Source organism: Rhodococcus sp. BP-261, from assembly GCF_019835205.1.
Classification (GTDB): domain Bacteria; phylum Actinomycetota; class Actinomycetes; order Mycobacteriales; family Mycobacteriaceae; genus Rhodococcoides; species Rhodococcoides kyotonensis_B.
On record NZ_JABUCO010000009.1, the window covers coordinates 122713 to 137811 of the forward strand.

At 65.6% G+C, this 15099-nt stretch carries 16 protein-coding genes and 1 other RNA gene; 16 read left to right on the forward strand and 1 reads right to left on the reverse strand.

Going from position 1 to position 15099, the window contains the following annotated elements:
- Positions 1-78: 78 nt before the first annotated feature.
- Complete coding sequence (locus HQ354_RS12825) at positions 79-447, forward strand: DUF1304 domain-containing protein (RefSeq protein ID WP_222634761.1); 369 nt, start codon at positions 79-81, stop codon at positions 445-447.
- Between the two features lie 3 nt (positions 448-450).
- Here HQ354_RS12825 and hisN read toward each other — a convergent pair whose 3' ends face one another.
- Complete coding sequence (gene hisN / locus HQ354_RS12830; protein WP_068421380.1) at positions 451-1239, reverse strand: histidinol-phosphatase; 789 nt, start codon at positions 1237-1239, stop codon at positions 451-453.
- A gap of 113 nt (positions 1240-1352) precedes the next feature.
- On the opposite strand from hisN, the gene prfB reads away from it, so the two are divergent.
- The 15 genes from prfB to HQ354_RS12905 all read left to right on the forward strand — a co-directional run bounded on the left by prfB (position 1353) and on the right by HQ354_RS12905 (position 15007).
- Complete coding sequence (prfB, locus tag HQ354_RS12835) at positions 1353-2465, forward strand: peptide chain release factor 2 (RefSeq protein WP_068421593.1); 1113 nt, start codon at positions 1353-1355, stop codon at positions 2463-2465.
- Positions 2466-2474: 9 nt separating this feature from the next.
- Entirely contained in the window at positions 2475-3380 is a 906-nt protein-coding gene (locus HQ354_RS12840; protein WP_068421377.1) for a mechanosensitive ion channel family protein, read from the forward strand.
- On the forward strand, positions 3377-3838 hold the full coding sequence (locus HQ354_RS12845) for a hypothetical protein (RefSeq protein ID WP_222634760.1): 462 nt from the start codon (positions 3377-3379) through the stop codon (positions 3836-3838). The genes HQ354_RS12840 and HQ354_RS12845 overlap by 4 nt, the downstream gene beginning before the upstream one ends.
- 47 nt (positions 3839-3885) lie before the next feature.
- Positions 3886-4575 (forward strand): cell division ATP-binding protein FtsE, encoded by a 690-nt coding sequence (gene ftsE, locus HQ354_RS12850; RefSeq protein WP_068421371.1) that lies wholly within the window; start codon positions 3886-3888, stop codon positions 4573-4575.
- Positions 4576-4637: 62 nt separating this feature from the next.
- Positions 4638-5543, forward strand: a complete 906-nt coding sequence (ftsX, locus tag HQ354_RS12855; RefSeq protein ID WP_068421369.1) for a permease-like cell division protein FtsX — start codon at positions 4638-4640, stop codon at positions 5541-5543.
- A gap of 87 nt (positions 5544-5630) precedes the next feature.
- A complete protein-coding gene (gene smpB, locus HQ354_RS12860; RefSeq protein WP_068421367.1) occupies positions 5631-6104 on the forward strand; it encodes an SsrA-binding protein SmpB in 474 nt (157 codons plus the stop codon).
- An 8-nt stretch (positions 6105-6112) separates the two neighbouring features.
- Entirely contained in the window at positions 6113-6964 is an 852-nt protein-coding gene (locus tag HQ354_RS12865; protein WP_222634798.1) for a DMT family transporter, read from the forward strand.
- 54 nt (positions 6965-7018) lie between these two features.
- Positions 7019-8383, forward strand: a complete 1365-nt coding sequence (locus HQ354_RS12870) for an SDR family NAD(P)-dependent oxidoreductase (RefSeq protein WP_222634759.1) — start codon at positions 7019-7021, stop codon at positions 8381-8383.
- 91 nt (positions 8384-8474) lie between these two features.
- Positions 8475-8845, forward strand: a transfer-messenger RNA (tmRNA) gene (ssrA, locus tag HQ354_RS12875).
- A gap of 140 nt (positions 8846-8985) precedes the next feature.
- Positions 8986-9654 (forward strand): alpha/beta fold hydrolase, encoded by a 669-nt coding sequence (locus HQ354_RS12880; protein ID WP_222634758.1) that lies wholly within the window; start codon positions 8986-8988, stop codon positions 9652-9654.
- Positions 9651-10916 carry an NAD(P)/FAD-dependent oxidoreductase gene (locus HQ354_RS12885; protein ID WP_222634757.1) on the forward strand — a complete coding sequence of 422 codons (1266 nt, stop codon included), beginning with the start codon at positions 9651-9653 and terminating at the stop codon, positions 10914-10916. The genes HQ354_RS12880 and HQ354_RS12885 overlap by 4 nt, the downstream gene beginning before the upstream one ends.
- A complete protein-coding gene (locus HQ354_RS12890) occupies positions 10907-11647 on the forward strand; it encodes a DUF1365 domain-containing protein (protein WP_222634756.1) in 741 nt (246 codons plus the stop codon). Before HQ354_RS12885 ends, HQ354_RS12890 begins: the two co-directional genes overlap by 10 nt.
- Positions 11644-12918 (forward strand): cyclopropane-fatty-acyl-phospholipid synthase family protein, encoded by a 1275-nt coding sequence (locus HQ354_RS12895; protein WP_222634755.1) that lies wholly within the window; start codon positions 11644-11646, stop codon positions 12916-12918. Before HQ354_RS12890 ends, HQ354_RS12895 begins: the two co-directional genes overlap by 4 nt.
- Complete coding sequence (locus tag HQ354_RS12900) at positions 12915-14222, forward strand: cyclopropane-fatty-acyl-phospholipid synthase family protein (RefSeq protein ID WP_167675812.1); 1308 nt, start codon at positions 12915-12917, stop codon at positions 14220-14222. The genes HQ354_RS12895 and HQ354_RS12900 overlap by 4 nt, the downstream gene beginning before the upstream one ends.
- The gene (locus HQ354_RS12905) at positions 14219-15007 is read left to right on the forward strand and encodes a DUF1295 domain-containing protein (RefSeq protein ID WP_222634754.1); all 789 of its coding nucleotides are present in this window, start codon (positions 14219-14221) and stop codon (positions 15005-15007) included. The genes HQ354_RS12900 and HQ354_RS12905 overlap by 4 nt, the downstream gene beginning before the upstream one ends.
- Positions 15008-15099 lie beyond the last annotated feature (92 nt).

The window sequence follows — 15099 nt, forward strand, 5'->3', positions numbered from 1 at the left end:
AGTAAGATAGCTGTCTACTCCCCGGTAAGAACGGGAACATCCGCGCACGTCAACGCCGATATGGCACGATTTCGTACCGTGCCGATACTTGCCCAGATCTTTGCCGCACTCGCGGCCGTGCTCCACGCCGCCATCTTCGTCATGGAAAGCGTCGTCTGGACCAGGCCCACGGTGTGGAAGCGGTTCGGAGTCGCCAGCCAGGCCGACGCCGACACCGTCCGGCCGATGGCCTTCAACCAGGGCTTCTACAACCTCTTCCTCGCACTCGGCATCGTCGGCGGCCTGATCGTCGGAGGATCTGCAGGCCACGCCGTCGTGATCTTCGCGTGCCTGAGCATCGTCGGCGCGGCCGTCGTTCTGGCGACGGGCGGACGCACGTACTTCCGAGCGGCGGTCACGCAGGGCGTCACTCCGCTCGTCGCCCTCGTGATCGCGGCTCTGTTCTGAGCGTCAGCCGTGCTGCAGCGCGGCCAGGACCTCGTCGTGCAGCAGTCCGTTCGTCGCGACCGCGCTGCCGCCGTGCGGTCCGGCGGTGCCGTCGAGACCGGTGAAACGCCCGCCCGCCTCGCGGACGAGAACGTCGAGTGGGGCCAGGTCCCACAGTGAGACCTCGGGCTCGGCGGCGATGTCCAGCGTGCCCTCGGCGAGGAGGCAGTAGGAGAAGAAGTCGCCGTACCCTCGCGTCCTCCACACGGTGTCGGTCAGAGCGACGAACTGCTCACGGATTCCGCGGTCCTTCCAACCGCTGAGGCTCGCGAAACTCAAACTCGCAGAACTCAAGTCACGCACGGACGACGTCGTGATCGCGCGGGCGTCGCCGCCGTCGTACGACGTGAACGCGCCCATGGAGTCGGCGGCCCACCACCGCCGGTTCAGGGCTGGGGCGCTGATCACTCCGACGACCGGCACGCCGTCCTCGAGTAGTGCGATGAGCGTCGCCCAGATCGGCACTCCTCGTACGAAGTTCTTGGTGCCGTCGATGGGATCGACGACCCACTGCCTGCCCTCGAAGACCGCGTCGCCGCCGAACTCCTCACCGAGGACGGCGTCGTCCGGGCGCTGTTCGGCCAGCACGGCGCGCACGTGCCGCTCGACCGCGAGATCGGCGTCGCTGACCGGGCTGAGGTCGGGCTTGTCGTCGACCTTCAGGTCCAGCGCGAGAAATCGATCGCGGGTGATGACGTCGGCCTGGTCGGCGAGGGACAGAGCGAGTTGCAGGTCAGCGGCGGAGAAGGTCACCAGGAGAGCCTAGACAGGGTGACAGTCGCATCGTCACCCCGTCCCGGGCCGGAACCAGCAGTGACCACGACTCGAGTTCGACCACGATCGGTGTGCCGGTAACCTTGTATCTCGTGCATCCTGACGTCTCCGCAGATCTGAACGAACTCGACATCACCCTCACCACCATCGAGTCGGTGCTCGATGTCGAGGAACTGCGTCGCCGGATCGACGAACTCGAACACCAGGCCGCGTCTCCGGACCTCTGGAACGACCAGGAACACGCGCAGCAGGTGACCAGTCAGCTGTCGCATGCGCAGGCCGAGTTGCGTCGCGTCGAAGAGCTTCGTCAACGGCTGGAGGACATGCCGGTTCTGTACGAACTCGCGGAGGGCGAGGAGGGCGACGCGCAGGCGTCGGCCCTTGCCGACGCGGACACCGAGCGCGCGTCGCTGCGCGAGGACATCGCGGCGGCCGAGGTGCGGACTCTTCTGTCCGGTGAGTACGACCAGCGCGACGCGCTCGTCAACATCCGGTCCGGTGCAGGCGGGATCGACGCGGCCGACTGGGCCGAGATGCTGATGCGTATGTACATCCGCTGGGCGGAGAAGCACGGCTACGGCGTCGAGGTGTACGACACGTCGTACGCGGAAGAAGCAGGCATCAAGAGCGCGACCTTCGCGGTCAAGGCGCCCTACACGTACGGAACGCTGTCGGTGGAACAGGGCACGCACCGCCTCGTTCGCATCAGCCCGTTCGACAACCAGGGTCGGCGTCAGACGTCCTTCGCCGAGGTCGAGGTACTTCCCGTCGTCGAGACGACCGATCACATCGACGTCCCGGAAGGCGACATTCGCGTCGACGTCTACCGATCCAGTGGACCGGGCGGACAGTCGGTCAACACGACCGACTCGGCGGTGCGCCTGACGCACATTCCGACCGGCATCGTCGTCACCTGCCAGAACGAGAAGTCGCAGTTGCAGAACAAGGTGTCCGCGATGCGCGTCCTCCAGGCCAAACTGCTCGAGGTCAAGCGCAAGGAAGAGCGCGCCGAGATGGATGCCCTCAAAGGCGACGGCGGCAGCTCCTGGGGCAACCAGATGCGGTCCTACGTGCTGCATCCGTACCAGATGGTCAAGGATCTGCGGACCGAGTACGAGGTCAACAACCCGTCCAGCGTCCTCGACGGCGACATCGACGGTTTCCTCGAATCCGGCATCCGCTGGCGGATGCGCGGCGAAGAGTAGGTCACCCCGGTGAACTCGGCACTCGACTTCGGCGTTCCGCTCTACCTGCGTCTTCGTGGGCTCGAAATAGTGCTGTTCGTTCTGGGCGGCGTGCTGCTGGCCCGGTTCATCTCCTGGCTCGGTTCGCGCATCACGTCTCGGATCGACGCCAACTATCAGCACAGCGACGCGCTCGTGCGTACCGAGGCGGCCAAGCATCGGCACGCTCTCGCGCAGGTGATCACGTGGGTCGCCGTGACGATCGTCTACATCCTCGTCACGATCGAGGTGCTTCGGCGACTCGGCTTCGCTGTCACCGGACTCGTAGCTCCGGCGACGGTCCTCGGTGCGGCGCTCGGCTTCGGTGCGCAGCGCATCGTGCAGGACATTCTCGCGGGCTTCTTCATCATCACCGAGCGGCAGTACGGGTTCGGTGACGTCGTGCAGATCGCGGTCACGGGGTCGGCGGAGGACGCCGTCGGCACGGTCGAGGACGTCACGCTGCGCGTCACGCGGATCCGTAGCGTCGACGGCGAGGTCATCACCGTTCCCAACGGGCAGATCGTGAAGGCCATCAACCTGTCGAAGGACTGGGCCCGGGCCGTCGTCGACGTCCCGGTGCCGTCGGTCGCCGACCTCAACCGTGTCAACGAGGTGCTCCGACGCGTCGGGCACGCCGCCTACGAGGACTCGAACCTGCGGCCGTTGTTGCTCGACGAGCCGACGGTCATGGGTGTGGAGAGCATCGAGGTCGATCAGGTCAACGTCCGTCTCGTGGCCCGAACACTGCCGGGCAAACAGTTCCAGGTCGGCCGTGAACTACGCGTCCGCGTCGCCGCCGCGCTGCAGCCGGAAGGCATTCGCGTCACACCCGACGTGTCGACGGCAGGGGTGGCGGCCGAAGGGCGCAGTCGTAACGAAGGTGAGCCGTTGTGACCGAGAACCCTATCGCCGAGCCCGAGGAGCGGTCGTCGTGGCGAGCCTGGCGGCCGCCGGCGAAACTGTTCGGCCGCATCCGGACGTCGACGGCGATTCTGTCACTGTGTTTCGTGTTGACGGGCCTGCTCTACAACCAACTGCAGGAGGGCAACGACGCGCCGGCCGCAGGACCGACGGCCGTCGACCCCGGGCTGGTGAGTCCCGGACCGAGCGCCCAGCAGGAGTACACCGAGCAGTACACGACGACGACTCCGCCCGCCCCGACGACGACGGTCTCTCCGACGCCGACGGACGTGCCCACCACGACGTCAGGGGTTCCTGGCGCGCCGGGAACGGGCACCAGCGACACGGGTACGTCGACGACCACCGCCCCCACCTATCTCCCCGGAATGACGGTGCCGCCGGAGCTGCGATCGCTGCTACCTGCGCCGCCGAGCGCGACGGGCACGCCCTGAGTGAGCCTGGGACGGTTACCGGCCGGTAGGGGCTACACTGGCGACCCGTGATCAGCACGACGAAACTGTCCAAGTCCTACAAGACGTCGACCAGGCCTGCTCTGGACGACGTGACCGTATCCGTGGACAAGGGCGAGTTCGTCTTTCTCATCGGTCCGTCCGGTTCGGGCAAGTCCACGTTCATGCGGCTGCTGCTCAAGGAAGAGACGCCGACGTCGGGTGACATCCACGTCGCCGATTTCCACGTGAATCGACTGTCGTCGCGCCGCGTCCCTCGTCTGCGCCAGAGCATGGGGTGCGTGTTCCAGGACTTCCGGTTGCTGCAGAAGAAGACGGTCGTCGAGAACGTGGCCTTCGCGCTCGAGGTGATCGGCAAGCCCCGCTCGGTGATCAAACGTACGGTCCCCGAGGTGCTCGATCTGGTCGGTCTCGGCGGCAAATCCGACCGGCTTCCCACGGAACTGTCCGGCGGAGAACAGCAGCGTGTTGCCATCGCACGCGCGTTCGTCAACCGCCCGTTGGTCCTGCTCGCCGACGAGCCGACCGGAAACCTCGACCCGGATACGAGCCAGGACATCATGATGCTGCTCGAACGCATCAACCGCACCGGTACGACGGTGTTGATGGCAACCCACGACAACCACATCGTGGACTCGATGCGTCGACGTGTCGTCGAGTTGGACAACGGACGAGTGGTGCGCGACGAGGCCCGCGGCGTCTACGGCGTCGGCAGGTAGAGACGTAGGACCGACTCCCGCCGACATTCTCGTTCTGCACTACCGAAGGGCCCGATACCGCGATGCGCGCCAGTTTCATCACCAGTGAGGTTCTGACCGGACTTCGCCGCAACATCACCATGACCATTGCCATGATCCTGACGACCGCGATCTCGCTGGGGTTGTTCGGCGGGGGACTGCTCGTGGTGCAGATGGCAGGGAAGACCCAGCAGATCTTCCTGGACCGCGTCGAGGTACAGATCTTTCTGACCGACGACATCTCGTCGGGCGACCCCGACTGCGCGCAGGACACCTGCCGTACGCTGCGGTCCGATCTGGAGCAGACGCCGTCGGTCGAGACCGTGCAGTACCTGAACCGCGACGACGCGGTGAAGGACGCCACCGAGCGCGTGTTCAAGGATCAGCCCGAACTCGCGGAGTTGGTCAGTCCGGACAGCTTCCCGGCGTCGTTCAAGGTCAAGCTCAACGACCCCGAACGCTTCGGCGTCATCAACGACAACTTCGGCAGCAGGCCCGGCGTGCAGAGCGTTCTCAACCAGCGCGACCTCGTCGAGCGGTTGTTCAGTGTCCTCAACGGTGTGCGCAACGCGGCGTTCGCGATCGCGGTCGTGCAGGCCATCGCCGCGATTCTTCTGATCGCCAACATGGTGCAGATCGCCGCGTTCACCAGGCGCACCGAAGTCGGCATCATGCGGCTCGTCGGCGCGACCCGCTGGTACACGCAGCTGCCGTTCCTGCTGGAAGCCGTCGTCGCCGCGTTGATCGGATCGGTGCTTGCCATCGCCGGACTGTTCACCGCCAAGAACCTCTTCATCGACGACGTGCTCTCCGAGGTGTACGACGCCAACATCCTCGCCCGTATCTCCAACAGTGACGTACTGCTCGTCTCGCCCTTCCTGGTACTCGTCGGCGTCGGCATGGCAGCGGTCACGGCGTACATCACCCTGCGCTTGTACGTGCGGGAGTAAATCCACTTGCCGTGCAGTTCTATGCTGGAGCGGTTGTGCACGACGCGTGCACGACCTAGACGGCGCTCGGAAGGAAAGGGCCCTGCAGTGAAGGAAAAGGGCCGTAAGGCCATCGCGACCAATCGTAAGGCGCGACACAACTATTCGATTCTCGATGTCTACGAGGCCGGCATCGCGCTGGTCGGCACCGAGGTGAAGAGTCTGCGAGAGGGCAAGGCGTCGCTCGCGGATGCGTTCGCGACGGTCGACGACGGCGAGATCTGGCTCCGCGGGCTGCACATCCCCGAGTACACGCAGGGCAGCTGGACCAACCACGCCCCGCGTCGCACCCGGAAGCTGTTGCTGCACAAGCGTGAGATCGAACGCCTCGTCGGCAAGGTCAAGGAAGGCAGTCTCACCCTCGTGCCGCTGTCGATGTACTTCTCCGACGGCAAGGTGAAGGTCGAACTGGCGTTGGCCAAGGGTAAGCAGGACTACGACAAGCGTCAGGATCTGGCGCGTCGTACCGCCGAGCGCGAAGTGACCCGCGAGCTCGGGCGTCGCATCAAAGGTATGCGCTGACCGCCGTTCTGCTCGCTCTGGTCGCAGCTGTCGGATACGGGGTCAGTGATTTCGTCGGCGGTGTCGCGTCCAGGCGAGTGGCAGCTCTCCGGGTCGTCATCGTCTCGTACCCGTTCTCGCTCGTCGTCGTCCTCCTGATCGCGCCGTTCGTCGGAGGGACGATCTCGTGGACGCCGATCCTGTGGGGTCTCGCGTCGGGCGTCGCGGGTGCACTGGCCGTCTGGTGGTTCTACCTGGCACTCGCGACCGGGCCCATGGCCGTCGTGTCGCCGTTGACCGCGGTGCTCGTCGCGGGCATTCCCGTCGTCGCCGGATTCGCCATCGGCGAGCGACCCGGCGCGCTCGCCTTCGTCGGAATCGCGTTGGCGCTCGTCGCCGTCGTTCTCGTCAGCAAGGAGTCGCCCGACGAAACCACCGGCGAGGTGGCGGGCGGCCGCGAGATGAAGTTCACCCGTTCGGTCGCATGGTTGACGATCGGGTCCGGGGTGACGTTCGCGATCGCGTTCATCTGTCTCCACCAGATCGAGGACGGTACTGGCCTGTGGCCGCTCGCGGCGTCGCGGGCGTCGGCCACCGCGGTCGTCTGGTGCGTCGCCGTGGCGTCCCGTCACTTCGTCCTGCCCCACGGCAGCGTGTTGAAGTTGGCCGCATTCGTCGGTGTGCTCGACGTCGTCGCGAATGCCGCACTGCTGTACGCCTATCAAGGTGGTTTGCTGTCGCTCGTCAGCGTCATCGCGTCGCTGTACCCGGCGGCGACCGTCATGCTCGCGATGGTCATGCTCGGCGAGCGCGTCGGTCGGTTGCAGCAGGCCGGAATGCTGTTGGCTCTCGGGGCGGTCGGGCTGATCGCCGTCGCCTAGTGCCGCGGCGCGCACGCCCGGTTGAACCGGGCTCGGCGAGGGTATCGACCCGCAATGACCGCCGAACAGACCCCACGACCATCCAGAGTTCTCGTCACCGGTGCGACGGGCTATCTGGGTGGCCGGCTCGCCCCACGACTGCTCGACGCCGGCTACACGGTGCGAGTTCTGGCCCGTAACCCCGACAAGCTTCGTGGCGTCCCGTGGGCCGAGAAGGTCGAGGTCGCGCAAGGCGATCTCGGAGACCGTGATTCGCTGAAGTCGGCGTTCGCCGACGTCGACGTCGTCTACTACCTCGTGCACTCCATGGGGACGTCAGGTCACGACGACTTCGCGAAAACCGAACGGGAAAGCGCGGAGAACGTCGCGGCGGTGGCCGCCGATGCGGGCGTCGGCCGCATCGTCTATCTCGGCGGGTTGCATCCGCAGAGCGGCGATCTGTCTCCACATCTGGAGTCGCGCGCAGAAGTCGGCCGAATTCTCATGGAGTCCCCGACGCCGACGCTCGTGCTGCAGGCAGGCGTCGTCATCGGGTCGGGTTCGGCGTCGTTCGAGATGATCCGGCACCTGACGAACCGCCTCCCGGTCATGACGACACCTCGCTGGGTGCACAACCGAATTCAGCCGATCGCGGTACGGGACGTGCTGCACTATCTCCTCGGCGCTGCCGAGGCGAAGCTGCCGCAGAGTCGTGCGTACGACGTCGGAGGACCGGATGTCATGGAGTACGGCGAGATGATGAACATCTACGCCGACGTCGCGGGGCTTCGCCAGCGACGCATCCTGGTTCTACCGGTACTCACCCCGCGGCTCGCCGGGCATTGGATCGGCTTGGTGACCCCGATGCCGCGTGGACTCGCGATGCCCCTCATCGAGTCGCTCCAGTACGACGCCGTGGCACACGAACACGACATCGACGACGTCGTCGACCGGCCGGAGGGAGGTCTCACGCCCTACCGCGAGTCCGTTCGCCTTGCGTTGCGCAACATCGAGGAAGGGGAGACGGAGTCGTCGTGGGCGGATACGGTCACCGCTCCCGCGGATCCGCTCCCGTCGGACCCGCACTGGGCGGGGGAGGTCGTCTATTCGGACGTCAAGGGTGCGTTCCTCGGATCGGAACCCAGCGTCATTCGTCGCAGGCTGGGGGACGTGATCCACTCCGACGACACGAGAGGCTGGCGGCTCGACGACGACGGATCCGACGACGTTCGGTTGCGTTCGACCGCGCGGATCGCAGGCACCGCATGGCTCCGTTACCGCGCGACCTCGGCAGGAGGGGGAACGCGTGTGGAGCAGCGCATCGACTACTTTCCCCGCGGTCTCGCCGGCCGGGCGGTCTGGTACGGGTCCTTCCCGCTCCGCAAGGTGCTGACCGGACGCATGTTGGCTCGGGTCGTCGGCGACATCGACCGGGCCTGACCGGAGACGAAGGCCACGCGGAGATATCGGGATGATTCTTCGTGGGTCGCTTGTTACACTGAACAGCCCGAGCAAGGTGCTGGGGACGTACGGGGCTGAACGGTTTCGACTCTGTATGTTGAGTCAGGGGAAGCGTGTCGGTGCAGGCGAGAGACCACCGTAAGCGTCATCGCAAACATATAAGCGCCGATTCCAATCAGCGCGACTACGCACTCGCTGCCTAAGTAGCGACTGCGTGTCTGTCAGTCCGGATTCGCCCTCGGTCCGGGTACTGGCATCAGCTAGAGGGCTTACCGAATCACTCGGCTACGGAGTGGTGAGGAACATCAAACAGTGGCTGGGATCGTCATCCTGACTTGTTTGCGAGATCGGGAGATCCAAGTAGAGACATAGCAAACTGCACACGGAGAAGCCCTGCCGATACAGCGGAGGACCCGGGTTCGATTCCCGGCAGCTCCACTGAAACAGCCGGGCCGGAGAGCGAAAGCTCACCGGCCCGGCTTTTTCGTCCGTAGGGGTTCGTTGTGCGTCTTCACGGACGTATCCCACGTCACATCGGTACAGAATCCAACCCGGGGCCGCCTCGGTGCCGAATAGCGGATATGAGCAACAGCCCACGACCGAGATTGTGGACGGGTCCGTCACCGAAGTCATCGACACCGGTGACGTGTGTCGTACTGGTTCTGCACGGCGGCAAGGTGACGAGCGTCAGGCGCAGTCGTCCGTGGCATCTGTCGGGAATTCGCATGTGGCAGTTCACGTGCGCGCTTCGACGGGCAGGCCGGTCCGAGGGCGTCGTCGTCGCTCAACTCCAGTACCGATTCCGCGGATGGAACGGGGTGGAGCAGAGCCCCGTCCAGGACGCGCGGTGGGCACTTCGGGAGATTCACCGTGATCACCCGGACGTTCACGTCGTGGTCGTCGGCCATTCCATGGGCGGCCGGACGGCTGCCGCCGTCGCCGACGATCCTCTGGTGAGTGGCGTGGTCGCGTTGGCGCCCTGGTGGCCCGACGGAGGTGAGCTGAACGCGATGCGAGCGAACCAGGTCGTGCGCGTCGTGCACGGCGCCGACGACACGTGGACCGACCCGGTGCGGGCGCGCCGCGAAACCGAGGCTGCCGCCGAGCGGGGTGTCGACGCCCGATTCGTGTCGATGCCGGGTGGGCACTTCATGATTCGCGGTGCGCGCCGATGGGTGCGCATCACGCAGGAGTTCGTCATGGCCGCCGCCGGACGGTCGACGACGGACCGTGACGAGGCGACGCGATGACCACTCGTTCCATCGCCGTCGTCGGTAGCGGCGTGGCGGGACTGACCGCTGCGTACGTGTTGTCCAAATCGGCGCGAGTGACGTTGTTCGAGGCCGACTCTCGGCTCGGCGGGCACGCGGACACGCACATGGTCGACGGTCCGGACGGGCCGACCGCAGTGGACACCGGCTTCATCGTGCACAACGACCGCACGTACCCCACGCTGCTGCGGTTGTTCGCCGAACTCGAGGTGCCGACGCAGGAGTCGGACATGAGCATGTCGATCAGATGCGACGGCTGCGGCCTCGAATACTCGGGCGGACAGGGACTCCGCGGGATTCTGCCGTCGGTGCGCACGGCGACGCGCCCGCGGTATCTCGGAATGCTCGTGGAGGTCAAGCGATTCCACCGCGAGGCGACGGCTGTGCTGCAGTCCGATTCGCCGGACCGTGACGAGACGCTCGACCGGTTTCTCCGCCGCACCGAGTTCTCCGACTACTTCACGTCGCACTTCATGGCGCCGTTGGTGTCGGCCGTGTGGTCGTGTGACCCGGTCACCGCACTGAACTATCCCGCGCGTTATCTGTTCTCGTTCCTCGACCACCACGGAATGCTCAGCGTCTCCGGGTCGCCGGTGTGGAGGACGGTCACCGGCGGATCGGTCGAATACGTACGGCGAGTGGCGGAGCGCATCGACGAGATCCGCGTCTCCACGCCGGTTCGAGCCGTGTATCGCCACGACGACGGCGTCGACATCAGGGACGACGGTGACGAGCTACGACGGTTCGACGCGGCGGTCGTGGCGGTGCATCCGCAGCAGGCCCTGAAGATCCTGGCCGAGCCCACTGCGCTCGAACACGCGGTGCTCGGCGCCATGCCCTATTCGGTCAACCGAACTCAACTGCATTCCGACGAATCGGTACTGCCGACGACGGAGCGGGCGCGTGCGTCGTGGAACTACCGAATTCCCGATTGTGGTGCCGCACCGGACACCGTGCTGGTCAGCTACGACATGACTCGACTGCAGCGACTCGGCGGACCGCGTCGATACCTGGTGACGTTGGGCGGATCTCATCTCGTCGATCCTCGGAAGGTGGTGGACGAGATGACCTACGAGCATCCGCAGTACACGCCGGAATCTCGTGCGGCGCAGCGACGGCTTCCCGAACTGGACAGCGACACCGTCGCGTTCGCGGGTGCCTACCACGGCTGGGGTTTCCACGAGGACGGCGCGAGATCGGGGCTCTCGGCGGCGGAACGGCTCGGCGGACGATGGACGTGACGGCGTCGAACGCCATCTACTCGACCACGATCGAGCACGTACGGACAGCGCCGCTTCGGAACAGGTTTCGATACCGGAGCTACAGCTGGTTCGTCGACCTCGACGACCTGCCTCGCTTGCATCGGATGGCGCGGCCTCTGGCCGTGTTCGATCCCCGCGACCACATCGGCGACCCGACGAAGTCCATCCGCGCGAACATCGACGCGTTCCTCGCCGAACACGACATCGATCTACGCGGCGGACGAATCACGATGTTGGCCAACGCCCGAGTGCTCGGGCACACCTTCAACCCGCTCAGTGTGTTCTGGTGCCACGACCCGGAGGGGAACGTGAAGTGTGTCGTCGCCGAAGTGCACAACACGTACGGCGAACGGTACGCATACCTGCTCCACACGGACTCCACCGGCCGTGCGCGTACGCGCAAGGAGTTCTACGTGTCCCCGTTCAACGACGTCGACGGTGAGTATCGGATGCGGCTCCCCGAACCCGACGACGCGCTTCGGCTGTCGATCGTGCTCGAGCGAGAGGGGTCGCCGCCCTTCGTCGCCACCGTTTCGGGCTCGCGTCGTGAAGCAGATACCCGTGCAGCCGTGAAATCCGCAGTCGCGGTACCGCTCGCGCCGCTGCGGGTGGTGATGCAGATACGACTTCAAGGAATTCGTCTGTGGGCGAGGGGACTTCCCATCCGTCCACGCCCGCGTGTTTCGACAGTAGGAAAGGCAATCGGATGACGACAACGCTGACGCGACACGTCTCGAACATCGACCGCGACGTGTGGCCTGGGATCGCGTGTGCCCCTGCCGGGGTGAAGGCCACGGTTGCCGGGCCCATCGCGGATGCTCTGTTCCGCCGTGCGGTGAACCGCCTTCCGATCAGGGTCCTTCTGGAGAACGGCACGCTGATCGGTGGTGGTACCGCGGAATCGCCGCTGATGACGATCCGGCGGTCCGCGGACTTCGCGGCCCGTGTCGGAGACAGTGGACTCATCGGGTTCGGCGAGGCGTACATGGCGGGGGACTGGGACGCCGAGGATCTCACTGCCGTTCTCGAGGTCTTCGCGACGCGCATGGCCACCCTGATTCCGACGTCACTGCAGCGGCTCCGAGGACTGTACGTTGCGAAACCGCCACGCACCGAGCGCAATACGACGAAGAACACGCGGTCGAACATCTCGCGGCACTACGACCTGTCCAACGATCTGTTCGAGTTGTTCCTCGACGACACGATGACGTACTCGAGTGCGCTCTTCGCTTCGACCGGGACCGTCGACGACGGGGAATCGCTCGCCGACGCCCAACGTCGCAAGATCGATCGGCTACTGGACAAGGCCGGAGTGGGCGAAGGAACCCGTGTGCTGGAGATCGGCACGGGGTGGGGCGAACTCGCGATCCGTGCAGCTCGGCGCGGCGCGACGGTGCGGTCGGTCACGCTGTCGACCGAACAGAAAGACCTGGCGGACAAGCGCATCGCAGCGGCCGGATGTGCCGAGCGTGTTCAGGTGGATCTGCTCGACTACCGGCTCGTCGACGGAGAATACGACGCGGTCGTGTCGGTCGAGATGATCGAGGCCGTCGGACATCAGTACTGGGGCACGTACTTTCGGACGATCGACCGCGTTCTCGCGCCGGGCGGACGCGTCGCCATTCAGGCGATCACGATGCCGCACGATCGCATGCTCGCCACCAGGAACACCTACACGTGGGTGCACAAGTACATCTTCCCTGGCGGATTCCTGCCGTCGATCCGGGCGATCGAGGAGGTGACCGAGCAGCACACGAGCTTGCGTGTGCGCGAACGATTGTCGATGGGGGATCACTACGCTCGCACGTTGCGTCACTGGGATCGAGCGTTCGGCCGCAAGTCCGAGCACGTCGCCGAACTCGGATTCGACAGCGTGTTCGCCCGAATGTGGCATTTCTATCTGTGCTATTCCGAGGCAGGCTTCCGGTCGGGGTACCTCGACGTCCAACAAGTCGTGCTCGATCGAAGGAGAGGCGAATGAACACCACTGCACCGACCGGCGTCGCGCCACGTCTGGCCGACCTTCTCGCGCCGTTCGTGGGGGGCGAGCTTCCCGTTCACCTCGAGGCGTGGGACGGCAGCGTCGCGGGTCCGGAGAGCGCTCCGCACGTTCGCGTGAACAGTCCGAGCGTCCTGCGTCGATTGCTGTGGAGCCCAGGGGAACTCGGGGCCGCGCAGGCGTACGTCACCGGGGAACTCGACGTCGACGGCAGTATCGCCGACGCGCTGGATCACGTGTGGTCCGAAGTGCGTTCGCGTGATCTGACGGCTGTGCGTCCCACGCCTGCGGCGCTGGTGAAGCTGGCGAAGCTCGCGAAAGACCTGGGCGCGCTGGGAAAGCCGCTCGCACCCCCACGCTCGCAGGCCGTCGTCAAGGGGCGACTGCACTCGTTGCTGCGCGACCGGGCCGCGATCAGTCACCACTACGACCTGTCGAACGACTTCTACGAGTTGGTTCTCGACTCGCACATGGCGTACTCGTCCGGCTACTGGACGTCCGATGCACCGGACTACACCCTCGACGACGCCCAGCGGGACAAGCTCGATCTGGTCTGTCGCAAGATCGGGCTCGACGCCGCACCGGGGCAGCGGTTCCTCGACGTCGGATGTGGTTGGGGGTCACTGAGTCTGCATGCCGCCGAGCACTACGACGCACGCGTCGTCGGCGTCACGATTTCACGGGAGCAGAAAGCGTTCGTGGACAAGCGCATCGCGAACCGCGGACTGCAGGACCGTGTCGAGATCAGGATTCAGGACTACCGCGAGATCCCGGACGGCCCGTTCGACGCCGTCGCGTCGATCGAGATGGGTGAGCACGTCGGCGAGAAGAATTATCCGACGTACGCGGCTGCGCTGTTCTCCAATGTCCGACCCGGCGGACGTGTGCTCGTGCAGCAGATGTCGCGCAAGGAGGGGGACAACCCCGGAGGCGGCGCATTCATCGAATCGTTCATCGCACCGGACATGTACATGCGACCGGTGGGACGAACGGTCGCGATGATCGAGGAATCCGGACTCGAGGTACGCGACGTCCACGCGATGCGGGAACACTACGTTCGCACCGTCGACGTGTGGACCGAACGGTTCGAGGCTCGCTGGGACGACGTCGTCGCGCTCGTGGGGGAGGAGGTCGCCCGGGTCTGGCGCCTCTACCTCGTCGGCGGCGGCATGGCGTTCCGGGACGGTCGCATGGGCGTCGACCAGATTCTCGCGGTGCGACCGGATGAGCGTGGGCACGTCGGCATCGACATGGTGCGCCCACAGTGGGTGGGCGCGAGACCGTGACGTCGTTCGAATGGTCCGATTTCCTGGTCGTCGCGCTGAGCAGTGCTGCTGCGACCGCGGTGCTGATGATCGTGACTGCGGTGATCGGGTCCCGCATCGGTCGGCACAACGTCGTCGACGTGACGTGGGGCGCCGGCTTCGTGCTCATCGCGGCCGTCGCGGCTGCGGTCGGCACGGGTGAGCTGTGGCGCCGGCTCGTGCTGGCTGCCGTCGTCGCACTCTGGGGACTGCGACTGGCGTCGCACATGTTCCAGCGCTCACGCGGGAAGGGCGAGGACCCGCGGTACGAGGAGATGTTGTCGAAGGCGTCCGGCAACCGCACCCTGTATGCGCTGCGCAAGATCTATCTGACCCAAGCCCTCGCGTTGTGGTTCGTGTCGCTGCCGATCCAGGTGTCCTCGGCGGCACACGGCTCGGTCGTGGTCGTTGCACTCGTCGGAATCGTCCTCTGGACCGTCGGGCTCACGTTCGAGGCCACGGGCGACGCGCAACTGAAGGCGTTCAAGGCCGACCCGTCGAACAAGGGCAAGATCATGGACCGCGGTCTCTGGTCGTGGACGCGTCACCCCAACTATTTCGGCGACGCGTGCGTGTGGTGGGGCATCTACCTGATCGCGGCATCGGCGTGGCCGGGCGTCGTCACGGTGCTGTCACCCGTGGCCATGACGTACTTCCTCGTCTTCGCAACCGGTGCTCGGTTGTTGGAGAAAAGCATGTCGCAGCGGCCTGGATACGAGGAGTACCAACAGCGGACCAGCTACTTCCTCCCGCGCCCTCCGAAGTAGCCGCTCCGCTCTCGGGACGCCAGCCACGAGAAAGTCGGTGCGGGCAACTAGTGTTGACCGCAGGCGAATCGAGCAAGGCAGAGGGAGGCGCA